This is a genomic window from bacterium, assembly GCA_030652805.1.
GTDB lineage: Bacteria > JAHJDO01 > JAHJDO01 > JAHJDO01 > JAHJDO01 > JAHJDO01.
Genome location: JAUSPT010000043.1, coordinates 24021 through 47906, shown reverse-complemented (window position 1 = coordinate 47906; position 23886 = coordinate 24021). Strand labels below are relative to the sequence as shown.

Annotated in this window: 33 protein-coding genes and 1 pseudogene; 3 read left to right on the top strand and 31 right to left on the bottom strand. The window is 37.2% G+C overall.

All coding sequences use genetic code 11. The annotated features are described in order from the left end of the window. Nucleotides 1–163: 163 nt before the first annotated feature. The 20 genes and pseudogenes from Q7J67_04695 to Q7J67_04600 form a co-directional block, all read right to left on the bottom strand. A complete protein-coding gene (locus Q7J67_04695) occupies nt 164–475 on the bottom strand; it encodes a septum formation initiator family protein (GenBank protein MDO9464578.1) in 312 nt (103 codons plus the stop codon). Next, on the bottom strand, nt 475–1761 hold the full coding sequence (gene eno / locus Q7J67_04690; GenBank protein ID MDO9464577.1) for a phosphopyruvate hydratase: 1287 nt from the start codon (nt 1759–1761) through the stop codon (nt 475–477). Before eno ends, Q7J67_04695 begins: the two co-directional genes overlap by 1 nt. A gap of 91 nt (nt 1762–1852) precedes the next feature. Then, the gene (locus tag Q7J67_04685; protein MDO9464576.1) at nt 1853–2194 is read right to left on the bottom strand and encodes a hypothetical protein; all 342 of its coding nucleotides are present in this window, start codon (nt 2192–2194) and stop codon (nt 1853–1855) included. Beyond that, nucleotides 2184–2954: a DUF4065 domain-containing protein gene (locus Q7J67_04680; protein MDO9464575.1), complete on the bottom strand. Its 771-nt coding sequence runs from the start codon at nt 2952–2954 to the stop codon at nt 2184–2186. Before Q7J67_04680 ends, Q7J67_04685 begins: the two co-directional genes overlap by 11 nt. Before the next feature lie 135 nt (nt 2955–3089). Beyond that, nucleotides 3090–3854 (bottom strand): hypothetical protein, encoded by a 765-nt coding sequence (locus Q7J67_04675; protein MDO9464574.1) that lies wholly within the window; start codon nt 3852–3854, stop codon nt 3090–3092. Between the two features lie 5 nt (nt 3855–3859). Continuing rightward, complete coding sequence (locus Q7J67_04670; protein MDO9464573.1) at nt 3860–4018, bottom strand: hypothetical protein; 159 nt, start codon at nt 4016–4018, stop codon at nt 3860–3862. Then, nucleotides 4015–4230: a hypothetical protein gene (locus tag Q7J67_04665; GenBank protein MDO9464572.1), complete on the bottom strand. Its 216-nt coding sequence runs from the start codon at nt 4228–4230 to the stop codon at nt 4015–4017. The genes Q7J67_04670 and Q7J67_04665 overlap by 4 nt, the downstream gene beginning before the upstream one ends. Nucleotides 4231–4355: 125 nt before the next feature. Beyond that, nucleotides 4356–5690, bottom strand: coding sequence for a replicative DNA helicase (dnaB, locus tag Q7J67_04660; GenBank protein MDO9464571.1), 1335 nt, complete (start codon nt 5688–5690; stop codon nt 4356–4358). A gap of 26 nt (nt 5691–5716) precedes the next feature. After that, entirely contained in the window at nt 5717–6538 is an 822-nt protein-coding gene (locus Q7J67_04655) for a phosphatidate cytidylyltransferase (GenBank protein ID MDO9464570.1), read from the bottom strand. Continuing rightward, a complete protein-coding gene (locus Q7J67_04650; GenBank protein MDO9464569.1) occupies nt 6519–7259 on the bottom strand; it encodes an isoprenyl transferase in 741 nt (246 codons plus the stop codon). Before Q7J67_04650 ends, Q7J67_04655 begins: the two co-directional genes overlap by 20 nt. A 6-nt stretch (nt 7260–7265) precedes the next feature. Continuing rightward, nucleotides 7266–7448, bottom strand: a complete 183-nt coding sequence (locus Q7J67_04645) for a 4Fe-4S binding protein (GenBank protein ID MDO9464568.1) — start codon at nt 7446–7448, stop codon at nt 7266–7268. A gap of 151 nt (nt 7449–7599) precedes the next feature. After that, complete coding sequence (frr, locus tag Q7J67_04640) at nt 7600–8157, bottom strand: ribosome recycling factor (protein MDO9464567.1); 558 nt, start codon at nt 8155–8157, stop codon at nt 7600–7602. A gap of 1 nt (nt 8158) precedes the next feature. Then, the gene (gene pyrH / locus Q7J67_04635; GenBank protein ID MDO9464566.1) at nt 8159–8881 is read right to left on the bottom strand and encodes a UMP kinase; all 723 of its coding nucleotides are present in this window, start codon (nt 8879–8881) and stop codon (nt 8159–8161) included. Nucleotides 8882–8889: 8 nt separating this feature from the next. Beyond that, nucleotides 8890–9477: a translation elongation factor Ts gene (gene tsf / locus Q7J67_04630; GenBank protein MDO9464565.1), complete on the bottom strand. Its 588-nt coding sequence runs from the start codon at nt 9475–9477 to the stop codon at nt 8890–8892. Nucleotides 9478–9732: 255 nt separating this feature from the next. Next, nucleotides 9733–10410, bottom strand: a pseudogene (gene rpsB, locus Q7J67_04625) (30S ribosomal protein S2). Nucleotides 10411–10519: 109 nt separating this feature from the next. Continuing rightward, nucleotides 10520–11083 carry a lytic transglycosylase domain-containing protein gene (locus Q7J67_04620; protein ID MDO9464564.1) on the bottom strand — a complete coding sequence of 188 codons (564 nt, stop codon included), beginning with the start codon at nt 11081–11083 and terminating at the stop codon, nt 10520–10522. Beyond that, complete coding sequence (gene argF, locus Q7J67_04615) at nt 11073–11975, bottom strand: ornithine carbamoyltransferase (protein MDO9464563.1); 903 nt, start codon at nt 11973–11975, stop codon at nt 11073–11075. The genes Q7J67_04620 and argF overlap by 11 nt, the downstream gene beginning before the upstream one ends. Before the next feature lie 22 nt (nt 11976–11997). Continuing rightward, the gene (locus Q7J67_04610; protein MDO9464562.1) at nt 11998–12123 is read right to left on the bottom strand and encodes a hypothetical protein; all 126 of its coding nucleotides are present in this window, start codon (nt 12121–12123) and stop codon (nt 11998–12000) included. Nucleotides 12124–12527: 404 nt separating this feature from the next. Then, nucleotides 12528–12716, bottom strand: coding sequence for a hypothetical protein (locus Q7J67_04605; protein MDO9464561.1), 189 nt, complete (start codon nt 12714–12716; stop codon nt 12528–12530). An 85-nt stretch (nt 12717–12801) separates the two neighbouring features. Beyond that, on the bottom strand, nt 12802–13785 hold the full coding sequence (locus Q7J67_04600) for a CsgG/HfaB family protein (protein ID MDO9464560.1): 984 nt from the start codon (nt 13783–13785) through the stop codon (nt 12802–12804). Between the two features lie 103 nt (nt 13786–13888). Between Q7J67_04600 and Q7J67_04595 the strand changes: the two genes are divergently transcribed. The 3 genes from Q7J67_04595 to Q7J67_04585 all read left to right on the top strand — a co-directional run bounded on the left by Q7J67_04595 (nt 13889) and on the right by Q7J67_04585 (nt 14828). Further along, nucleotides 13889–14104: a helix-turn-helix transcriptional regulator gene (locus tag Q7J67_04595; GenBank protein ID MDO9464559.1), complete on the top strand. Its 216-nt coding sequence runs from the start codon at nt 13889–13891 to the stop codon at nt 14102–14104. 141 nt (nt 14105–14245) lie between these two features. Then, on the top strand, nt 14246–14449 hold the full coding sequence (locus Q7J67_04590; GenBank protein ID MDO9464558.1) for a type II toxin-antitoxin system VapB family antitoxin: 204 nt from the start codon (nt 14246–14248) through the stop codon (nt 14447–14449). Beyond that, nucleotides 14430–14828, top strand: coding sequence for a PIN domain-containing protein (locus Q7J67_04585; protein ID MDO9464557.1), 399 nt, complete (start codon nt 14430–14432; stop codon nt 14826–14828). The genes Q7J67_04590 and Q7J67_04585 overlap by 20 nt, the downstream gene beginning before the upstream one ends. Here Q7J67_04585 and Q7J67_04580 read toward each other — a convergent pair. From Q7J67_04580 to Q7J67_04530, 11 genes are all read right to left on the bottom strand, one after another. Beyond that, complete coding sequence (locus Q7J67_04580) at nt 14825–16039, bottom strand: aspartate aminotransferase family protein (protein MDO9464556.1); 1215 nt, start codon at nt 16037–16039, stop codon at nt 14825–14827. The genes Q7J67_04585 and Q7J67_04580 overlap by 4 nt on opposite strands. Before the next feature lie 16 nt (nt 16040–16055). Next, entirely contained in the window at nt 16056–16916 is an 861-nt protein-coding gene (gene argB, locus Q7J67_04575) for an acetylglutamate kinase (protein MDO9464555.1), read from the bottom strand. A gap of 15 nt (nt 16917–16931) precedes the next feature. Continuing rightward, the gene (argJ, locus tag Q7J67_04570; GenBank protein ID MDO9464554.1) at nt 16932–18140 is read right to left on the bottom strand and encodes a bifunctional glutamate N-acetyltransferase/amino-acid acetyltransferase ArgJ; all 1209 of its coding nucleotides are present in this window, start codon (nt 18138–18140) and stop codon (nt 16932–16934) included. A 10-nt stretch (nt 18141–18150) separates the two neighbouring features. Then, nucleotides 18151–19194, bottom strand: coding sequence for an N-acetyl-gamma-glutamyl-phosphate reductase (gene argC / locus Q7J67_04565; protein ID MDO9464553.1), 1044 nt, complete (start codon nt 19192–19194; stop codon nt 18151–18153). A 68-nt stretch (nt 19195–19262) separates the two neighbouring features. Continuing rightward, nucleotides 19263–19823, bottom strand: a complete 561-nt coding sequence (locus Q7J67_04560) for a hydrolase (GenBank protein MDO9464552.1) — start codon at nt 19821–19823, stop codon at nt 19263–19265. After that, nucleotides 19823–20398: a LemA family protein gene (locus Q7J67_04555; protein MDO9464551.1), complete on the bottom strand. Its 576-nt coding sequence runs from the start codon at nt 20396–20398 to the stop codon at nt 19823–19825. The genes Q7J67_04560 and Q7J67_04555 overlap by 1 nt, the downstream gene beginning before the upstream one ends. Nucleotides 20399–20434: 36 nt before the next feature. Further along, entirely contained in the window at nt 20435–21364 is a 930-nt protein-coding gene (locus tag Q7J67_04550; GenBank protein MDO9464550.1) for a TPM domain-containing protein, read from the bottom strand. Continuing rightward, nucleotides 21361–22113 (bottom strand): hypothetical protein, encoded by a 753-nt coding sequence (locus tag Q7J67_04545; protein ID MDO9464549.1) that lies wholly within the window; start codon nt 22111–22113, stop codon nt 21361–21363. Before Q7J67_04545 ends, Q7J67_04550 begins: the two co-directional genes overlap by 4 nt. Before the next feature lie 265 nt (nt 22114–22378). After that, nucleotides 22379–23095 carry a hypothetical protein gene (locus Q7J67_04540; GenBank protein MDO9464548.1) on the bottom strand — a complete coding sequence of 239 codons (717 nt, stop codon included), beginning with the start codon at nt 23093–23095 and terminating at the stop codon, nt 22379–22381. Nucleotides 23096–23175: 80 nt separating this feature from the next. Further along, nucleotides 23176–23532: a hypothetical protein gene (locus tag Q7J67_04535; GenBank protein ID MDO9464547.1), complete on the bottom strand. Its 357-nt coding sequence runs from the start codon at nt 23530–23532 to the stop codon at nt 23176–23178. 72 nt (nt 23533–23604) lie between these two features. After that, nucleotides 23605–23856 carry a hypothetical protein gene (locus tag Q7J67_04530; protein ID MDO9464546.1) on the bottom strand — a complete coding sequence of 84 codons (252 nt, stop codon included), beginning with the start codon at nt 23854–23856 and terminating at the stop codon, nt 23605–23607. Nucleotides 23857–23886: the final 30 nt, after the last annotated feature.

The window sequence follows — 23886 nt, the reverse complement described above, 5'->3', positions numbered from 1 at the left end:
CGCCATGGCAGTTGGCTAGAGAGAAGGTGCCGGATCTGGACAAGCGCTTGCTTATGATTCCACCTATTGACCTTGATGTCGTGATCAGATTAGATCAGTCTTTTTCTGGCAAGGGGGGTAATGATGTGTTGACCGTTCCCTTAGTCGTAACGCAGAATGGGAATTATTCTTTGTCTGGCTTAAGCTTGTATATTACCTCACCAGACCTTATCAATCCTAATTCCTTACGGGCGAGTTTTTCTATGTACAACGGGTCGTTCTTTAAAGCGAATATCTCTTTAGCAAGTTTCTTATTGGATTCTCGGACTCTTTCAATCTCATTTTCAAGATTTGCAATCTGTTTATTCAGTTTTCTTTGCTCTATTATACAAGGGGTAAAAGCATATATAGCCAGGCATACAAACAGGATAACTATTACAATCAGTAATATCTTCTTTAGGTTGTTTTTTGAAGCATTCTGTTTTTTATTATGCATTAGCAGAGGTTATAGAAAACGCCTTTGCCTTTGTAAATTGCAGTATCACCAAGTTCTTCTTCTATTCTGAGCAACTGATTATACTTTGCGATTCTGTCTGTTCTGCACAAAGAGCCGGATTTAATCTGCCCTGCATTGGTTCCTACCACAACGTCTGCAATTGTTGTATCCGCTGTTTCGCCGGAGCGGTGGGATACTACCGCAGTATATCCTGCCCTTTTTGCCATTTCTATCGCATCCAGTGTTTCTGTCAATGTACCGATTTGATTGAGTTTTATCAGGATTGAGTTTGCTATTCCTTTCTCAATGCCCATCTTAAGTCGTTTAGTGTTTGTAACAAAAAGATCATCTCCAACAATCTGTATTTTACTTCCAAGACGTTTCGTCAGAATTTCCCATCCTTTCCAATCGTCTTCAGCAAGACCATCTTCAATAGAGATTATAGGATACTTATCAACCAGCTTTTCGTAATAATCTGCCATCTGAGAGGATGATTTTCCAACATCTCCTTCTCCAGCCATCACATACTTGCCATTCTTATAAAACTCACTTGCGGCAGGATCAAGAGCTATATAAATATCCTTCCCGGGAATATAACCTGCAAGCTTAATTGCCTCTACTATTACCTTTATTGCTTCCTCGTTTGAGGAGAGATTCGGAGCAAAGCCTCCTTCGTCTCCAACTGCTGTACTATATCCTTTCTTTTTAAGAACTGCTTTTAAACTATGAAATGTTTCGGCAGCCATTCTATAAGCATCTTTGAACGAACCAGCTCCAGCAGGCATAATCATAAACTCCTGCAGATCAACATTGTTGTCTGCATGGCTTCCTCCGTTAATAACATTCATCATTGGTACAGGAAGTTCCTTTGCATTGACGCCGCCTATATACTTATACAAAGGCTGTTCTAGTGCAATGGCTGAAGCTTTTGCAACCGCAAGGGAAACACCAAGAATTGCATTTGCTCCCAGTTTAGCCTTATTAGGAGTGCCGTCTAAAGAAATCATAATACTGTCAATTTCCGCCTGCTCTGTAGCATCCATATCCAGAAGTTCAGGAGCAATTATATCGTTTACATTTTCAACTGCTTTACTAACACCTTTTCCAAGAAATCTTTTTTTATCTCCGTCTCTCAGTTCACAAGCTTCATGCTCTCCTGTAGATGCGCCGGATGGCACAGCCGCTCTTCCCATTGCGCCACATTCCAATTCCACATCAACTTCAATTGTTGGATTACCTCTTGAATCAAGAATTTCCCTCGCAAATATATCCATTATAGCTGTCATTATAGTATTCCTCCTCTATATAGTTATTTCACATTGTAGGGACAGATCGAGACCTGTCCATTGCACTTGGGGATTATAGCAACAATGTTCTCTAAAGAAAAGGGGATTTTATCAAGTATTCTTTGATTCTTTCGCGACCTTCGTTTTCTTTATCACCCTTAAAATATAGCTCAATAAAATCAACTTTATCACTTTGACAATGAAAAGCGTAAATAATTCTCAAAGAAGAACCTTTTAAATACCGACAAAATAAGCGCGCTTTTACAATGACACACTGCTCATTTTTTGTAATGACATTAAAATGTTTGCTGTTTCCCAAGGGCACGACTGCGAGCACTCTCTTGAATTCTGCCAAGTCATCTGGCAGTGATCTATATTTTTTCGCCAGCCGTTTAAATTCCTTGGTGAATTCCAGCGTTTCATTAAATCTCATCGTAATAGTTTCTTACAGAATAGCGTTCGTCGCGATAAAACACGCTTTCATAAGAAAGCTGCTGCCCTTCCTCGGCTGTTTTCCAAGGAATATCTTCGTGCGAATAATTTTCTATTTCTTTGGCGTTTTTATCGGCAAGACGAGCCAACACTTCGTTAATATGCTCTATCTCGCGAGCGGAAAATTTATCTAAATTAGGTCGTTTTAGCGGTAAATACTTTTTTTGTTCATACTTAAAATACTGACTCTTTACCGCTTCAATTTCTCCCTTTTTCTGCATATCCACAAAAATATCCTTTAATTCCACGGAAGTGGGTCCGTGATGATTTTTAATGTAGGTTGCACCCATCAAATTTTCTTCAAATTTTTCGTAATAATCAAAATCAATAAAGTAAAGTAATTTATGAAGCACTGTTTCACCAACATTCGGCTTGCCACCAACTTCTCCCAGTACATACAAAAGAACTTGTTTGAATTTATCAAGATTTTTACTAGTCACACGAATTTGAAGATCACCGGATAATTTTTGCTTTGGTCTTTCTTCAAACACCACCTTGCATTCCGGAGCGTTGCCAGCAAGAAAATTCTCAAACGAAATGTCAAAAATGGAAGCTAGTTTTCCTGCTTCTGAAATAGTTAATTCCCGCTCGCCTTGTTCTATTTGAACATACGTCGGTCGTGAAATGCCAATCTTTGACGCTAGATACTCCTGCGTCAGATTGTGCTTTTTGCGCATTTGTCGGATGAATTTTGAAAGCATAGTTTTATTCCTTTGTTAACTACTTTTATTTTAGCCAATGTAAAATTTTTTGTCAATAGCAATGTAAAGAAATTTAACATAATTATATTTCATTCAGAACATCAACCCAAATAAGCCCGAAATAATATATTCGTATTATCCATAAATGTCCATTTGTCTGCTTTCTGCACATAGCAATTCTACATCAAGTCTCCCTAATTCTTTTTTAATATGGGCAGAAAAGCCAGTATTGGCGACTATCATTTTATCAAATTTAATATTGGAATTTAACATGCTCGTGTAATGAAAAACATCTCTAATTCTTGCTTTCCCTTCAACAAATTCTTCTTTATTTTTCCAAACTTTAATAGTTAATTTTGGTGGCAATTCGTGATATAAATAAAATTTTCCCCAATAGGGAAACATTTTTTGAAAATCAATCTCAAATTCGTCTGAATTTAAGTGTCCTTCTATAAAATTTTGCAAATACTCAAATCTTTCATCTATTAAACTGGCTAATTTTAATAATCCTTTTCTTTTATCAGAAAAATCTACTTGATCCACTAAGTCTGAATAAAGAAATGTTGTGTGCCTAACAAAATTCAGATACAAACCCTGAGCCCACATTTTCCCTCCAAGTAAAATTTGAAAAGCAGTGCTAGGAAATGACATTTCTTCTAACTGTTCATCTTTTAAAATTTTAGCTATTTTTTTTATTCTTACAGAAGCATGACGAAACCAATTTTTATCATAATAAATATATTTTAATGCTTCCTTAATACAATCTTTCTGTATAAAAAAATTAGCGTCATTTCTATAATATTGAATTATTTTAATGATATCCTGCGAATAAGGCGTCGTCCAAATCAATGGTAAATACGATGATGTTTCTAAGCAAATATTCAATTTATTTTTTGTCATAATTATTATGCGTTATAAATTTCAGCAGAAAATTTTTTAATTTTCTTCATAACTTCTTCTTTGCTTTTCCCACTTTTCATCAATTGCAAAACCTCATCAACCATATTGCAAAGAGTTAGTTCGATCCATTCTCTTGTAATTTTTTTTGTAATTTGTTTTTTCATAAGTTTGCTCTTTTATTCAGTTTTTCTAAATTTCCATTAGCTATGTTTGATTTTATATTTTCAATTTCAGTCAAGTGAAAAAAATATTTTGTTTTTTCGCCGAGCGTTTGCAAATATCCACATTTGACCCAGTTTCTAGCCGTTGCCGTTGATATACCTAAAAAATTAGCAGTGCTTGCAAGATTTAGCACTGCCTCGTTTTTATTATTCATTACTAATTTTGGGAAACCATTGGCCATTTATTAGCTAAGTCCTCAGTTGAGCACTCTTCAGCACCCCCAATTCCACACTATAGGACAGGTCGCGACCTGTCTCTACTTGCTTGCAATCCTGTTGACTATTCCTCTTTTTCATCTTCTCTCATAGAAAGATTTTCAAATTTAGCGTACTCCTTAATAAAAGCCAATTCAAAGGATCCAGTTGGCCCATTTCTCTGCTTACCTATATTTATTTCTGCTCTTCCCTTATTCTCTTCAGTTTCTTCATACAATTCTTCTCTCACCAGAAGCAAAACTACATCTGCGTCCTGCTCTATAGCGCCTGATTCCCTGAGATCTGATAACTGAGGTCTGTGTCTTCCTTCTGCCAGACGTCTCAACTGTGAGAGCGCAACAACAGGAATATTTAATTCTTTTGCTAATCCTTTTAATGACCTGGAAATTTCCGATATTTCCTGCTGTCTGTTCTCTGACCCAGATTTGCCGCTCATCAATTGCAAATAGTCTATTATGAGAATCCCTATATTCTTGCTTGCCTTAAGACGCCTCGCTTTTGCACGCACTTCCAGCCCGGAAAGATTAGAACTATCGTCAATATAAATTGGCGATTCAGACAATCTCCCAGCAGCATTAGTAAGCTTTGGCCAGTCCTTTTCTCCAAGATAACCTGTTCTCATTTTGTGCATATCAACTCTGGCTTCTGAGCACAACATGCGTTGTACAAGCTGCTCTTTAGACATTTCCAAGCTCAATATGCCAATAGGTATTTTTTCTTCAACTCCAATATGATGGGCAAGAGAGAGAGCAAAACTTGTTTTACCCATGCTGGGTCTGCCCGCAACAATAATAAGGTCTGAATTCTGCAGCCCTGCCGTTCTGTCATCAAGCTCGTCAAACCCTGTACGAATACCTGTTACATGAATTTTTTTATCAATTATATTCTCTATAGTCTGGAATGTATCCTTTAATATAGACTTTACTGCAACAAATTCCCCTTTCATTTTCTGCTGGCTTACATCAAAAATAAGTTTCTCTGCACTGTCTAATATTACATCAACCTCTTCATCTCCTTCATAGCTCTTTGTAATAATTTGGGTAGATACATTGATTAAATTTCTGAGCGTTGCCTTCTGCTTTACAATTCGCGCATGATGCTCAACATTAGCAGCTGTTGCTACGCTACTGACTAATCCTGATATATAGCTTGGTCCTCCAGCATCCTTTAATTCTTTTCCCTTTGTCAGGTGTTCAGTTAGTGTGACTAAATCCACAGCTTCGTCTTTATCATACAAAGATACTATTGCAGAGAATATTTTCTTATGAGCGTCTTTATAAAAATCCTTGCTATTTAATATTTCAAGTGTCTTTCCAATAGCTTCTTTTTCAATCAGCATAGCTCCCAGCACAGATATCTCTGCGTCTATATTCTGCGGAGGCAGTTTATCTACAGGCATCTTCTTCATTCTTTAATATAGTCCATTTATAAAAAAAGTTTTATATAGTAGTACATTGCTGGTGCTGTAAATAACAGGCTGTCAAACCTGTCCAGAACCCCGCCATGGCCCGGGATGCTACAATCAGTATCCTTTACTTTTGCATCACGCTTCATCAATGATTCAGATAGATCCCCCAGCTGACCAGCCAGGAACATTACTATTGCAAGCGCAATCATATGAATTACAGTAAGTGTTTTCATAAACATTAGTTTCGCAATAATAACTCCAATAAAACTTCCAATACAAGCTCCTATTAATCCTTCATAAGATTTGTTTGGACTTGCCTTCAGAGGCAATTTATGTTTGCCGAACAACGTTCCAACTGCATATGCCCCTGAATCTGTAAGCCATGTAACAGCCAGCATTGTAAAAATATATGCTCTTCCTGACGGCAAATTTCTAAGAGCAACAAGATGCGCTAGGAACCATCCTGTATATATTACTCCAAAACTCGTTATTCCTGTAGTAATTATTGAGCCTGCTATGTCATTCTTGAGGAGCTGGAACGTCAGTACAATGAGAAACACAACAAATAAAATTATGCCAGCTAATATTTGTTCTCCTCCATAAAACGAAAACACCATACATACACAACCTAGAGACCCAATAAGTTTAGGAATATCCTTTTTTATGTGTTTAATTAGATTAGTAAATTCTAAAAATGCAAATACAGACACAGTCGCAGTAAACAATGTAAATGCTATTCCTCCATTGTATGCCAAAAGAAGAAAAATAGGGATGCAAAATACAGCAACTGCTATTCGACTGCGTAACATAGCTACTATTTTATCCGTTATGTTTCCCAAACCGCCTTTGTCTATTTTGATAATCCAAAATCGCTTTTATATACTCTGTTTGCTCAAAATCCGGCCAATATGTATCTGTGACCCAAATCTCAGCGTATGATAATTGCCAGAGCAAAAAATTGCTAATCCTCATTTCTCCGCTTGTTCTGATTAAAAGATCCGGGTCCGGTAAATCAGAGGTATATAAATATTTAGTAATTATATTCTCATTTATATATCTCGTTATAATACCTTTTTCAACATCATTTACAATGTTTTTTACTGCATTCGTAATCTCTTGCCTGCTGCCATAATTGATAGCTAAAGTAAACGTTAAGCCTTTATTTACAGATGTCTTCTTTAGCGCATCATCCAGAGCTTTCTGAATATCATCTGACAATTCTCCTGTATTTCCAATTACATTAAGCCTTACATCATTCTTGTTAAAGGTTGATATTTCTTTTTTGAGATATATCTTAAATAAGGACATAATTGTACTAACTTCATTTTTTGTACGTTTCCAGTTTTCAGTGGAAAATGCATACATGGTCAGAAATTTTATACCAATGTTTGAGGAAGTTTCAACAATGCGCCTAACAGTTTTTACCCCTGCTAGGTGTCCTGCAGATCTTGGTAAATTGCGCTTCTTTGCCCATCTGCCATTCCCATCCATTATAATAGCAATATGTTGAGGAAGCTTCTTATGGTCTAATTTTGACAACAGCTCTTCTTTTTTACTCATCACAGCTCACTTGTTACTGTCTTCCTTAGCTATTGCTTCTACAGGGCATACTTCCACACATTTACCGCATTCTGTGCATTTCTCAGCAACAATGTAGTATTTGTCATCATTTTCTTCAATAGCTTCTGCTTCACACTCATCAACACACGTGCCGCAACCAACACATTCATCTGAGATTTTATGAGCCATGTCTTAGTCCTCCTCTTTTTAGTGTTATCTTAATTAATCTGTTTAAATTATCGTATTCATAAGCCAGGTATGCTCAAGGTTACGATAGGTAAAAATCAGTGAAAAGATTAAGAAAAGTGTTGAGAATTTCTTCATGTTGTGAATAGATTTTTCAAATCGCCATCAACGCCTTTTCCTTGTTGCCTACAACTTCATCAATCTGACCAATGTGCTGATCTGTGATTTTCTGAATATGTTCTTCATCTCTAAAAGCATCGTCTTCAGGCACCTGTCCATTCTTTTGTAGGTTTTTAATTTCTGCAATAGTATCCCGTCGTATTCCTCTTATAGAGATCTTTCCTTCTTCACCTATCTTCTTTACAATCTTTATGAGCTCTTTTCTTCTTTCCTCAGTAGGAGATGGAACAGGTATACGCAACACTTTGCCGTCATTTATAGGTGTCAGTCCAATATTAGCCTTTATTATTGCTTTTTCTACATCAGATATTATGTTTTTATCCCACGGCTGGACAATAATAAGCTGAGTCTCTGGAACAGAAATACCTGCTACCTGATTGAGCGGCGCTGGCGAGCCATAACAGTCAACCATAATATGTTCCACTAAGGAAGCGGATGCTCTTCCAGTTCGTATTGTAGCCAGTTCCACCTTTACTGCCTCAATAGATTTTTTCATTTTGTCTTCAGCTTGCGAAATAATTTGCTTTAGCATTCTATTTTGCCTCCTTTACAAAAGTTCCTATATTCTCTCCCATTATAACTTTTCTAATATTCCCCTTTTGAGCCATATTAAAGACAACAATTGGCAGATTATTATCCATACAAAGAGAAATAGCAGTACTATCCATAACTTTAAGCCTCTTTGTTATTACTTCAATATAGTTAATTGAACTAAATCGTTTTGCTTTCTTATTAGTTAGGGGATCTGAACTGTACACTCCATCAACTTTTGTTGCCTTAAGTACTATTTCAGCTTCTATTTCTACTGCACGCAGGGCAGCTGCAGTATCAGTGCTGAAATACGGATTTCCTGTCCCCCCTGCGAAAATCACAACTCTTCCCTTCTCTAAGTGCCTGACAGCCTTCCTTCTTATATATGGCTCTGCCAGTTTCTGCATTTCTATTGCAGTTTGTACTCTGGTAACTACTCCCATATTCTCTAACGCTCCTTGAAGTGCTAATGCATTAATCATAGTGGCGATCATTCCCATATAATCAGCAGTAACTCTATCTATTCCATTCTTACTTGCTGGCACCCCTCTAAATATATTCCCCCCTCCTATCACAACGGCAATTTCTACACCAAGGGCCTGTATCTCATTAATTTGTTCTGCAATAAGAGCTGTTTCTTCAAAATCTATACCAAATTCTCTTTTGCCTTTGAGAGCTTCTCCACTTAATTTGAGTAAAATCCGTTTATATACAGGCTTTTTCATAAAACAGGTTATCCTCCAAGTTGATATCGAGTAAATCTACGAACCTTGATGTTTTCTCCCAGCTTGGCTACTTTAGACACTATATATTCGCTAACAGACATTTTACTATCTTTAATAAATGTCTGCTGTAACAAACAGAATTGCGAAAAGAATTTCTCTAGTTTGCCATTAACTATTTTTTCAATAGCACGTTCTGGCTTGCCTTTACTTTGCTCCCCATATATCTCCCTTTCCTTTTCAATCACATCACAAGGCACGTCTTCCTTAGAAATATAAGAAGGATTTGTTGCAGCAACATGCATTGCTATATTCCTGGCTAGGTCCTTAAATTCATCTGTTCTAGCAACAAAATCAGTCTCGCAATTAATCTCTACCAATACACCTATTTTATCTCCATGATGTATGTAGGAGGCAATAATGCCTTCCATGGCCTGGCGTCCGGTTCTTTTCTTTGCGCTTGCCAACCCCTTTTTACGCAGAACATTCGTAGCCTTTTCCAAATCCCCGCCTGCTTCTATCAAAGCCGCCTTGCAATCCATAATACCTATAGCAGTCGCTTCCCTTAATTTTTTAACCAAATCTGCACTTATTCCCATTATAGAAAAACTCCTTTATTTATTATCCTTGTTTTTAGCAGTTTCTTTCTTAGCTGTCTGAGTTGCCTTTTTTTCTCCAGAGTCCTTTGCTTTTTCTTCTAATCTACTTTCTTGTTCTTTGCTGGATTCTTTTTTAACCTGTTTCACTTTTTCTTTCTTTTCTTTAGTCTTCTCCTCAAAAATATCCTTTTCCTCTTTTCCTATTGCCTTCTCTTTTTTTTTATCTGTTCTTTCCTTTTTCTCTTCAGGAATTTTCTTCTTCCCTTCAATAATCGCATCAGCCATTCTTGTGGTAAATATTGCGATTGACTTAACAGCATCATCATTACCAGGAATAGAATAGTCTATTCTATCAGGATCGCAATTCGTATCAACAATTGCAACTACAGGAATTCTTAACTTATTTGCCTCCAGGACAGCAATCTTTTCCTTTTGTGTGTCCACTATAAATAATGCACCTGGAAATTCAGTCATTGCCTTAATTCCCCTAAGATATTTATTAAGCTTATCTTTTTCTTTATTTAATCTGATAACTTCTTTCTTAGGTCGCGAGTCAAATTCTCCTTTTTCCTCCATTTGTTCAATTTCAAGCAATCGACTTATACTCTTACGGATCGTCTGAAAATTCGTAAGTGTACCCCCCAGCCATCGTTGATTTACATAATACATTCCACATCTTGTCGCTTGCTCAACAATAGCTATTTGAGCCTGCCTCTTTGTACCGACAAATAAAACGGATTTTCCCTGCGCAGCTAAATTCACCAAGAATTCATATGCTTTCTCTATCTTTTGAACAGTTCTTTCAAGATTTATGATATGCAGACCTCTTTTCTGCCCAAAAATAAATTCTTCCATTTTTGGATTCCATCTATGCGTCTGGTGTCCAAAATGGGCACCTGCCTCCAAGAGGTCTTTGACTGGAATAGTTGACATGCCTTTCTCCTTTTTTTGGTTTTTCCCTCCACCCTTATCGTTTCCCGCCAAAACGCCTTAGAAAAGGCGCACCCTTAGCTGAGATCAAAAGATGTGCGTTTTTACAACTTCAGTTTTTGATGTTATCACAAAGTTTCTTGTATTGGCAAGCAGAATGTAATTTACTGAGCACCTTATATTTTATGCGTGCAGATTTCACTTTTTTAATAAAGGTTCTGGTCTCCTCAAAGGGAATTTCTTTTTTCTGTTTTTGCCATTTTTTTATATTCCCTATCCCTCCATTATAAGCTCCCAGAGATAAGTCAATATCATTATTAAATTCCTGCAATAATTTCTTCAAATAGTATGTACCGATTCTGATATTAATTTCAGGGTTATATAAAGAATTCTTATTGTATTTTTTTATGTTTAGTTCACGTGATAGAGATTTCGCTGTTTTTGGCATAATCTGCATTAAACCTATTGCGCCAGCTTTAGACACTGCTTTGGCATTAAACTTGCTCTCTGTTTCTATAACTGCCATTATGAGAGCTGGATCCATATTATATTTTTGAGCGAATTTACGAACTATTGGTGCGCACTTTATAGGACCTGCTAACGTTTTTGCAAGCAAAAGTATTATGCCTGCAACTATCAAGAATACCGAGTATTTTAATACAGATTTACAATTCATCTCTCAAAAGGAGATTTAAGATAGCCTTCTGAATGTGCAGTCTGTTTTCTGCTTCATCGAATACAATTGCATTAGGACTGTCTATTACTTCATCTGTTATTTCTTCCCCTCTATGTGCAGGCAGGCAGTGCATAATTAACACATCGTGGTTTGTATTTAAGAGAAGCTTTTTATTTATCTGAAATGCCTGAAACATAATTTTTCTATCTGCTTTTTCTGATTCCTGCCCCATGCTTACCCACACATCGGTATAAACAATATCAGAATCCTTGACTGCATCTTCCGGGTTGTGTGTAATAAATAGCTCTTTAGTTATCATCTCTTTGGAAGGCTCATATCCTTCTGGACATGCGATTTTAAGTACTATACCTGTTTTCTCAGCACCATATATCCATGAATTGCAGATATTATTCCCATCACCTATATAAGCAACTTTAATGCCATCTAATCTGCCTTTTTTCTCAAGTATAGTGAACATATCAGTAAGTATCTGACATGGATGCAACAGGTCAGTAAGCGCATTAATTACAGGAATATTTGTAAACTTTGCCAGATCAGTGACATTTTGATGTGAAAAAGTACGCACAACAATGCCATCTACCCAGCGCTCAAGATTTTTGGCTACATCCTGAACCGATTCTCTGTCCCCTATCTTTTCTCCTATCAAGCGCTCATAAACTGTATGGCCTCCAAGCTGATACATGCCCACTTCAAAGGTCATTCTTGTTCTAAGAGAGGGTTTTTCAAAGAGCATGGCTATGGTCTTTCCAGCTAGTAAATGATTATGGCTTTTACCCTGCTTTTGTTCTTTCTTTAATTGCGCTGCAAGGTTGAAGATTTTATAAATCTCTTGTTCTGATAAGTCCTTTATTGATATCAAGTCTTTTTTCATATAAAAATATCCTTTCTGCTATCTATACACTTTCTATGCCAAGTTTTGCTCTCATTTCTTTTGAAGAAATTATCTCGTCATCCTTGTTTTTCATTCGATCCAGAGCTATCTGATAATCGGCAAATTCAGAAAAGTACTTTTCAAGCATCTTTAATACCCCAACTCTTTTTATTCTCTGTTGTAATTATATAACATACTGGATTAGATTTGTAAATTTTTTGTTAATTTTATCTTTAACCTGAAAATCCTCTGTCATTCTTCTGCTTTTACTTGCTTTTTCCGACAGTTGCTTATTCCCCCAGACAGATGAAGCAGTCTGTTGTCCCCTCCACCGCAACCGCCTGCTTTAGCTGGCGGTTATCTATAGATTTGGTAAGAGCAAGAATTTTGTCAACGATTGTGGCAAATGTCGTTGAGGTATTTGGAGAAAAGGTTGCTGTTCACTTTTTAATTTCATATTTTGGTAAAGGGAGAAGATTATAAGATAAATGAGATTATTGGAAGGATAGCAAACAGCAAGTAGTATCATGCCAAGGGCTGAGAGTGATTTTCTTATTTGTTCGTCTTTCTATGATATTCGTCGATAATTTCATCAATATTTTTTTCTTGGTTTTCAACCGTTAGAACAATTTCATATCCACCTTCTTTTTTTAAATCATATAATGCCTCAATAACCTGAGCAAATGCATGATGATCTTTTAAACTTAACCATTTTTCAATTTCAATACAAATTTTTGCCATAATACCCTCCTCACAATTTTAAATTTCTATTAATGTGACACATGTTTTTTACTTTGTCAGTGTTTAGTCTCTTGTTAGCACAAAGTTAGAAATGAAGTTTCTTTCGCTTCCGTTTAGATTTCTTCTCTTGCTTCAATTCTTTTTCTCGGATCTTTCTGCAAACCATGCCTTTTTCTATTTTTCCATCACCTTCAAGGATTTGAGCTTTGGAGAATTTTGCTAGAGCTTTTATAACTTTTATTCTTCCAACCTTTTCTTCTTCCGAACCAAGCACTTCTCCAGTATCTGGATCCGTCACTTTTTCTCCCTGAGAGAAGACGTCTAAAACGTCTCCTTCCATAAGGATACCTTCACCATAGTTGAGCATAATCCCTTTTGTTGTGCTTATTACCTTTATAGGGTATATAGCCGAGACAATCACATTGACAACAGAGTTTGATGTTTTTCTCATTACGTCAGAGAGTACTTGCCCGCTTGCGCTAGCCATATCGACTTTGTCTTCTACTTTTAGGGCTCTTCCTCCTTTTTGGGTTTCTTCAACTGTATCCGCGATCTTAACTGATCCAGACTTAACCTCTATAATCTTTATATCTACCGACATTCGAGCAGTTTCTGCGCCCATCGCGACCCCACCAAATCCCATGGCTTTTTTATCAATACCATACTGCGTAATTGCTCCGAGAAGCAGATAATCGACACCTTTTAATCCCCCTAATGTATGAGCTGTGGATTCGTCCAGCAAACCAGACTCACCCAATCCCTGTTCCTTGATTATCGCTGCAAGTCTATCACGTTCAATCACATCAAACTTTCGAGTCTTCGAGAGGGCTGTGCTTAGCATATCAATAAACGCCTTGGTATTTTCGGCGGGCTCCCTACGACCGTATGCATGTCGATCTTTATCCGTTTCGCTTAATTCAGCCCTGTATTCAATCTTACCAATAGCAATAGTGCATTTCTGGGCAAATGCTGGTGCGGTTGGGTTGAGAAACATAGCAAGAGCAACAAGACCAAAAGCTACAACAGATTTTCTTTTGCGAACCGAACAGCCAACAGTTTCATAAATCATTTTCCTTCTCCTTTCTTTTTTATTAATTTACACATTTGTAAGCACTATACACCTTGCAATAGTTAGGTGTCAATAAAAAAACAAAACTATAACATAATAAGTTATGGAATTGTCTATAACTCTGAAATTAGGAAGAAAAATAAAAGAGCTTCGCAGAAAATGTGAATATACACAAGAAGAGCTTGCCCAGTTGGCAAAGATTGATTACAAATATCTGCAAAAGATAGAAGGGAAAAATCCTCCAAATATCAAAATAGAAACTATAGAAAAACTTGCCAAAGCATTCAAAATAAAGCCATCAAAATTACTAGAGTTTTAAGATTGTCTTCAAACGCTGGATTGCCCGATCAAGTCGGGCAATGACTATTAAGAAAATTTTTCGCGTCTCGTAAAAAATTTGACAAATGACAATATTTGTGACACAGTGTAGATGACAATATTTTAAGACAGGAGGATAAGTATGAGAACAACAATAAGAATAGATGACGAGATTGTTAAGGAAACTATGATTCTAACAAAAGCAAAAAACACGAATAGGGCTATTGTAATTGCTGTAGAGAGCTTTGTTAGAGACAGGGGGACAAAGGGACTTTTAGATCTTTTTGGTAAAGTAAAAATAGAGGACAACTGGAAGGAGCTAAGGAATGCAGAACTCAAGGAATGATATTCTTGTGGATACTTCGGTTTGGATAGAGGCTTATAGAAAGCCAAACTCTAACCTTGCAGTGGACCTCAAAAAACTTTTAGAGGAGCATTGCGTGGTTACAACAGGAATTATTATAGCGGAAGTTCTGCAGGGAGCTAAAACACAAAGCGATTTTGACAGTTTAAGGGTTCACCTTGTGACCTTGCCAATTCTGTCCGAAAGCATAGATGATTGGGAAGAAGCAGCACATAAATCATATACGGCAAGAAAAGAGGGTTATTTGGTGCCTATATCAGACTGTTTGATAGCAACAATTGCCGGAAAGAATAATTGCAGAGTTTTCACTATAGATAAGCATTTTAAAGTTCTTAAAAATGTTAAGATATGGACAAATTAAAAACTGAGACGAGATTGCTTCACTTCGTTCGCAATGACATTTTCTAATATGTGTCCCAATATATTCACAGCTTTATCAATCTCTTTTTCAGATACAATAAGAGGAGGAAGAAAACGCAGGACATTACCTGAAGTGCAATTTATCAAAAGCCCTGCTTTTTGGCATTTTTCAACAATTTCCTTACATTCAAAGTCCAACTCTACTCCAATCATTAAACCAATACCACGAACTTCCCTGATAAATGAATATTTCTTTTTGAGCGCTTCAAGTTTGCTCTTAAAATAATCCCCCATTTTTCTAGCATGTTGTGGTAAATTATTTTTAAATATTATTTTTAGTGTTGTTAATGCAGCAACGCAGCAAAGCGGATTGCCGCCAAATGTTGATGCATGATCTCCTGGCCCAAAGCCTGAAGTAATTTTGTCTTTGGCAATCAATGCTCCAATAGGTAGTCCGCTTCCTAAACTCTTTGCCAGTGTTATCATATCCGGTTCTACATTATGGCGCTCATAAGCGAATAGTTTTCCTGTTCTTCCAAGGCCACATTGGATCTCATCAAATATTAAAAGAATTCTTTCCCTGTTACAGAGTTTTCTCAACGCAGTTATAAAATCTTTTTTTGCTATATGAATACCACTCTCTCCCTGAACAGGCTCAATCATAATCGCACAGGTTTTATCGCTAATACATTTCTTAATGCTTCCTATATCATTAAAGACAGCACGTTTAAATCCACCTGGCAGGGGCCCAATACCTTTCTGATACTTTGCATTATCTGTTGCTGTAATAGTTGCTAAAGTTCTTCCGTGAAAGGATCCAGTCATTGTAATTATTTCGAATTTGTCTGGTTTTGTTGATTTTCTTGCAAGCTTTATAGCAGCTTCATTTGCTTCTGCTCCGCTATTACAGAAGAAGCACTTGCCCTTAAAAGAGTGTTTAATGAGCAATTCTGCAAGTTCTGCCTGTTGAGCAATATGATAGAGATTTGATACATGAATCAATGTGGAAACTTGTTTTTTAATAGCTTCCACAATTTCAGGATGGCAATGTCCTAATGCATTAACTGCAATCCCCGAAAGAAAGTCCAGATACTTTTTCCCGTCAGCATCCCAGACATACATCCCTTTCCCTTTTACAAGTGCAATGGAACGCTCACCATATGTGTTCATTATGTATCTTTTACTTAACTTTATAATTTCAGCAGTATCCATAATTTAAAATTGAAAATTAATTTTTTATAAGCTCTGTTCCTATGCCTTTATCAGTAAATATTTCCAATAATAAAGAATGCAGGATTCTTCCGTCAATGATGTGCGATTTTTTAACACCTGCGTTCAGTGCTTTCTCGCATGCATGTATTTTTGGTATCATGCCTCCTGTAATTACACCTCTCTTTTTAAGAACCTTGATTTCAGATACCTTAAGTGTAGACATTATTGATTCCACATCAGATTTATCCTTTAATATGCCAGGAACATCAGTTAATAAAACCAGTTTTTCAGCTCTGAGTGTTGCTGCAATTTCTGATGCAGCAGTATCAGCATTTATATTGTAGGTTTCTCCATTTTCTCCAAGTCCAAGAGGCGCTATTACAGGAATAATGCCATGATTACAGAGCTCATTCAATTTTTCCGGCTGTATTTTGATAATTTGCCCTACAAATCCCAGATCCATATTTCCTTCAAGTTTAGTTGCCATAATAAGAGATTCAGATTTTCCATTAATGCCAAGAGCATTACCTCCTAATTCATTAATCAGAGAAACAATTTCCTTATTTACCCCCTCAACAAGCACTTGCTCTACAACTCGAATTGTTTCTTTATCAGTAACACGCAATCCATCCACAAATTGAGATTTCTTTCCAGTTTTCTTAAGTGCTTCAGTTATAGCATTTCCACCGCCGTGAATAATAATCGGGTTCATTCCAACATACTTCATAAACACAATATCCTGCATAATGGCTTTTTTGATCTCTTCATGCTCCATTGCGCTTCCGCCATATTTTATCACTACTTTTTTTCCGTGGAACTTTTTGATATATGGCAATGCTTCTATGAGCACCTTTGCTTTTTCAATCAGTTTTTCCATAATTAATTCAATTCCTCATGTGTGGTAATGCGCATTTATTTTTACATATTTTTCTGATATGTCACAAGTATACGCGGTTGAACTGTGACCGCCAACGTTTAAATTGATTGCTATTATAATTTCTTTTTCTTTCAATATCTTATGCACTTTTTCTTGAGAGAAGTTTGTGCTTATACTATTGTGAACTATTGGTTCAGAGTTAATTGCAATATCAATTTGCCCGGGCTTAATCTTTATGCGTGCCGCACCTAAACTGGAGAGGATTCTTCCCCAGTTGGGGTCGCATCCGTTAATGGCTGTTTTTACCAAATTGGAATTAGCTACTGCTTTAGCTGCGCGTCTGGCATCCTTTACGCTTCTTGCGCCTTTAATCTGTACTTCAACTAGTTTTGTTGCTCCTTCACCATCAGCAGCAACCTTTTTTGTAAGATATGTGCATACATAATTCAGTGCATCAGTAAATTTCTTATATTCAGGTGTATTGAATTTAATTCTTTTATTTCTTGAGGTGCCATTTGCCATAATGATAACTGTGTCATTAGGGCTCATATCTCCATCTATACTCAGCATATTAAATGTAGTGTTCACGCATTCTCTCAAAGACGCAAACAATTCTTCATATTCTATGCAGGCATCTGTTGTTATGAATGCGAGCAATGTAGCCATATTAGGAGCAATCATTCCTGAGCCCTTGGCAATTGCACCGATTTTTATATTGTCCTTTGTTCTGCCTTTAATCCCTGTATCTACAGCCACTTCTTTTATAGTGGTATCAGTTGTAAGAATAGCTTCAGCAGCATCTTTAGAGCCGTCTATGACGAGTTTATTAGAGATATCTTTAATGCCTTTTTTAATTTTATTCATAGGGAGAGGCACCCCAATTATACCAGTAGATGCTACAAGTACACCTTGCTTATCTATATCCAGGTATTTTGCAGTGTATTCAGACATTTCTAAAGCATTGTCTCTTCCTGTAGCACCATTGCATGCGTTGGCATTACCGCTATTAATTATAATTGCCTGAGATTCTTTTCTATGTAGTTTCCCTAGATCAAGCAAAACATGAGCAGATTTAATTTGATTTGTTGTAAACAAACCTGCAGTTACTGCAGATTTGTCTGAAAATATAAGAGCAAGGTCCTTTTTAGATGATTTTATTCCACAATGTAGCCCTGCCGCTTTAAACCCTAGGGGAGCCGTAATGCCGCCTTTTATTATCTTCACTGAGTTGCCTTTATGGAAACACTGGTATGAAGTTCAGACCTGCGGTTTCTTCAAGCCCGCATACTATGTTCATGTTTTGCACAGCCTGTCCACTGGCGCCCTTTACCAGATTATCAATTGCAGAGATAATGATAATTTTATGTGCCTCTTTGTTTTGAAAGATACCTATGTCACAGTAATTTGAGCCATAAACATGTTTTGTCTGAGGAGCTGTGCCTTCAGGTAATATCCGAATAAAAGGGCTTTCTTTATAGAAATCTTTATATATATCAACCACATTAGCAAGAGCCTTATTCTCCTGTACAGAAACATAAGTTGTGCTCAAAATACCGCGTGTTACAGGAATCAAGTGTGGGGTAAAAGTAATTTGTGTAGTCTTTGCTTTATTCCCTGTAAGTTCCTGAATCATCTCTGGCAGGTGTCTATGCGTATTTATATTATAAGGAGTGATGTTTTCATTTACCTCTGAAAATAGACTTTTCAAGCTCAATCCTCTTCCTGCTCCAGAGAGGCCTGTCTTTGAATCTACAATAATAGAGTTTGTTTTTACCAGTTCGCCTGAAGTAAGCGGCTTAAGAGCAAGGATTGCACCCGTTGGGAAACAGCCCGGATTAGCTATAAGCTTTGCCTTCGCAATATTAGTTTTATAGATCTCAGGAAGTCCGTATACTGCTTCCTTGAGCAGTTCCGGATGGGTATGCTTAGTTCCATACCATTTTTCATATATGTCAGCATCTTTAAGGCGAAAATCCGCACTCAAATTAATAACAGTTTTCCCTAGCTTCAGAAATTGGTCAGTCAGGTCTAAGCCAGAACAGTGTGGAAGCGCCATAAAAATGACATCAGCCTTTTCTGCAACCTGTTCCGGGTTTTTTAGGGTATTACATGGCAACGTTATCTGATTATACATATGAGGGAATGCTTCACTAATATTTGATAGAGATTCTCCTTTTCTCGTCAAGGATGTAATTTTCACATCAGGATGATTCAGGAGGATTCGTATAAGCTCTACACCTGTATAGCCAGTTGCACCAACAATTGCTACTTTTATCATATTCAACCTCTTAATATTTTGAGAGTTTTATTCTATATATATATGTCTAGCATGTCAACGCAAAGCCACTACTTTATCAAGCTTACTATTTGTTTAAATTTGTCCGTACCTGCTTCTCTTAATAACTCAAACACTACCATCTCTGTAGAAACGGGAATTGCACCAGCCTGAGCCATTCTTTCAAAACCAGTTTCTCTATTATTTTTAGTTCTGGATGATATGGCATCCTTAACAAAGAACACGGAATAGTTTGATTTTAGTCCGTCTAGTGCCGTTTGCATTATGCAAATGTGAGATTCTATTCCGCATAATATTAAATTGTTCCTTCCCAGTCCTTCCAGCTTTTCTGAAAAATTACTGTTGCCAAAACAGCTGAAACATATCTTCTCTATTGGCTGCCATGGAACTATTAAATCTTTTATTTCAGGAATTGTCGGACCTAACCCCTTAGGATATTGTTCAGTTACTGTAATCGGAATGTCAAGTATTCCGGCAGATTTTATCAATGTAACAGTATTGTCAATAACAGTGCGCTTGTCAGATATCTTAGGAACAAGTCTTTCCTGTATATCAACAATAACAAGTACGCTATCATTATTAGAAATCAGCCTGATATCAGAAGTAGACATTAAAATTTTACTACCGGTACTTCTTTTGCTTTTTCTTCTACCTCGAAGTATTCAGCTTTGCTAAGCCCTTTTAACCGTGCGAAAAAGCTGCCCGGTATCATACGAATATGCGCATTAAATTCCTGAACACCTCTATTATATCTCATTCTCTCAACAGCAATTCTGTTTTCTGTTCCTGAAAGCTCGTCCATGAGTCTCGCAAAGCTCTCATTTGCCTTAAGGTCAGGATACCTTTCCACAATCATTAACAGACGAGAAATAGCCGTATTTAGCTCTCCTGCCGCTTGAATTTTTTCTTTGATTGATTTATTTCCTTTAATAGTTCCTGCAAGCTTTCCTCTGGCATCAGCAACATAAGTGAAAATTTCTTTTTCGTGCTTTGCATACCCTTTAACTGTGTTTACCAGATTAGGTATTAGATCATTTCTTCTCTGCAACTGGTTTTCAACCTGTGCCCAGGCAGCTTTAACATTCTCATCCATTCTTACAACCTTATTGAGCCCACCAATGAAAAAGCCTATAAACCCAATAATTACAACAACAATTACTATGCCTACCAAACATCCTTTTTTCATACATCCCTCCTTTTTTTAGCAGTCTTTGACTGCAATTTACCAGCTTCCGCTTGCGCCTCCGCCGCCGGACATGCCGCCTCCAAACCCGCCAAAACCTCCACCAAAACCGCCAGAACCACCTCCTCCCCAATAGCCACCTCTGCCAGCCATTGATCCAAAAAGCAATACTCCAAGAAGACCTGTCCTTGAACCTAAGATAAGCATTAAGAATAACAGTGCGAAGATTATGCTTACCATGGAGCTGGAAGCTGAACGCTTTCGCACTACATACGCAGTTTTTGGCAAGGAATTCAGCCCTGATAGCTTAACATTATATTCCTTGGCAACAAGATTTGATATTGTAGCAACAGCGCTTACAAGCCCCTTTCCAAACTGACCTGCTTTAAAGTTTGGCACCATTTGAGTGCGAATAATCTCTCCGCAAAGTCCATCAGGCAAAACTCCCTCCAATCCATAGCCAACCTCTATACCGACCTTTCTCTCCTTCATTGCAAGAACAATTAATATCCCGTTATCCTTCCCCTTTTTACCTATCTTCCACTTTTCAAAAAGACCGTTCTTATAAATATTGATCTCAGAGCCTTCAATGTTCGGGACTGTTACAATTGCTATTTCCGCAGATGTTTTCTTCTCAAGTTCAGTAATTAAATTAGTTATTATGCCCTTCTCACTACTGCTCAGAACATTGGCGAAGTCATTTACATAGCCGGTGTAATTAGGATATCTATCTGCTCCGATTACAATGTTCCCATGGAATAAAAGAAAAATACAAAACAATGTGGATAGTAAAGTTGGGGAATTTGAAAAAGGCTTTTTTATTTTGCGCCATTTGAAAAGCTGTGAATTAAGATATAGGTTGCCTGTCAAAATAAAATAGAGCGAGGCTAAAACTCTGATGAATCTATTAAGCCAAGCGTCCTTTGAGAATTTCGCAAGTTTGCTACCCTTTGAGTTAACGGTTCTCATTTTAGTTCATCCACTATCAATGCAAGTTTTCTTATTTCTTCCAGATACGTTTCAAATGCTTGCTCAGCAGGTTGCTCACCAATTTTTTCGTCACCCTTTTTATCTCTTAAGATATTAAGAAATATCTGGTCATTTATATTGAACTTGTTTTTCATAAGCTTAATTACATCTTCTTTTGCAGTTGGCAGAGTTTCTCCTTTAAGACGAAGTATGTTCCTGAATATTGGAAATAATGAGGTCAGAGAATCTATCATAAGCGTCTCTATTCCCTTTCGCTTCAGGCCAATCTCAAGATATGACTGTCTTAAGCGTATCAGTTTACCCTTTATCTGGGATTCGCACTGCAGCCTGATATTTTCCTGATTTATTTTAAGACCCTCCAGAATGTCCTCTCCATAAACAAGAAGATGGTTTTCCTTCATTTCAAGAAATTCTATTGGGAAAACATCTGTTGAAGTTTCAATATGACGCATAGTTAGGAAAAGCGGAGCAGTTATTCTTTTTTTTCTGCTTTTCGCAACAAGTTTTAAACTTTTTTTAAGCTCATTCAATCCGAGACTATTAAAGACTATCATTATGTTTATATTAGATTTTTTGGGCACAAACTCTTTGCCTGTTGCACTCCCATAGAGAATTATTGCTCTTATATTATCTGAGTGTATCTCAACCAGTTTCTCACAAAAAGGAACAATACTGCTTTTAACTTCTTCGCAAACGTTATTTAAAACATCAATGTTTAGATTTTTCATACCATCGCCTCCCTTTACTTATTTGAGTATTTTTGATTATACCAGAGGTTTATTTATCTTACAAGCCGTAGGGGCGAAACCGTGTTTTCGCCCTTTATTGTATGATTTTTATTATTAATCGGGCGATTACATAGAATCGCCCCTACAATGTTGATTATTCTTTAATTTCTTATTAATTTTTCTTGTATAACGTCGTGCATAACCGTCTTTGGAAAGACATGCGAAACGCGGCTTTTCAAAGTACGTGTAGATGTATCTTGTTGGGCTATTTCAGTTTTCGAATTTCATTCATATTCTGGTTGAACCAGTCTCCCCACGAATCTATCAACTTCTGTCCCGCAAGAGAGATGGTTGCATCCGCCTTGCCGTTGCCTTCAACAACAAGGCGGAGACCTGCAAGAAATTCATTCTCAAAATGGTCTCCCCATCCGTCGTACTTCTGGTTGAGGAAGTCGATATCGACTTCCTCAGCGTGGGCAAGAGCAACACGATAGTGCCGCATCAATTCATCTACGTCTGACTCGCTCATAACAGAGAATGCAGAGCCTCGGTTGACAACGCGTGAAGCAAGGTTGGCTGACTCTATGGTTGCGACGAAGTCGGCAATCGTTTCCTTCTCGTGGTATCGGGTGTTGACATCTGGCACGGAAGTAAACATCAGAAATGCACATACCGGCCAACAAATGAAGCCTAGCATGCTGAGGGCGAACGCACCGATCAGTCCTTCGATCATGTTGCTGATAAATTGAAAGACCAGACCAAGTCCGAAGAGTGCAAGTGGCGCCCACCAGACCACCTTGAATCCGTAGTACACGAGGAAAACGAGGCCTGTGATCATGCCAATGAACCCAGTGAGGATCAAGAAGGAGAGGAAGACTTGGCTTGCGCCCCGGAAGCGCTTCGTATGGAGTTGCTGGTAGAAAATGAACATCGAGAAGAAGCAGTATGGTATGACCACAGTCCATGGAAGTGCATCAATCATGTCTTATCTCCAAGTCTAACACCCAAGTTTAGCGACGCGGGTTACCGCGTTCGCTGTAGCGATTTGTTAGGGGTAAAAACCTATTTTGTAACATTACTATTATTATTTGTTGTATTGGTATTGCTTACTCTGCCTGGCGTATAAACAGGAACAGTATCAGAAGAATGGAGTTGATTTCTCCCGCGAATAAATTGAAGAAATGTTAGAACAAGTATTATGACAGTAAGCACAAAAATGATTTTAGTGAATAAGTTTGTGCTTTTTTCTGTGCTTAACTGTTCAATAGTTCTACTGCTGCCTCTTGATTCCAGCTCTTGTACGGCAGCTATATGTTGGGCGCAACTTGGAACCCATGAGTGCATGGCATTTATTAAGTCATCATCTGAAGAATTCTTAAACTCTTCTCTGTATTTGTCGATTGCTTTTTGTTCTGCCACTATATCAACCCCTAACAACTATCTTAAAATACTCTTTATTTTGAATATTACTGTACATAAAAGTCAGCTTTTTCAAAGTGCTACTTTGTGCAAAACTTCAGAAATAAAAGTCTGATATTTTATTCCAAGTTTTTTTGCTTTTTGTTTTATACTTATTATATCCTGACTATTAACACGAATGTTCAATACCGCATCCTTTTTCCGTCTTGCAATTGCTTGAGATATTTCTTCTAATTCCTTACTCTCAACATTAACAAATTCTCCAGCCATTAAAGCATCTTCTATTTCTTTTTCCTGTCTTGTTAACTCAATATTTTTCTTCATTCTTTAACGGACTCCATTTAATTTCTCTCA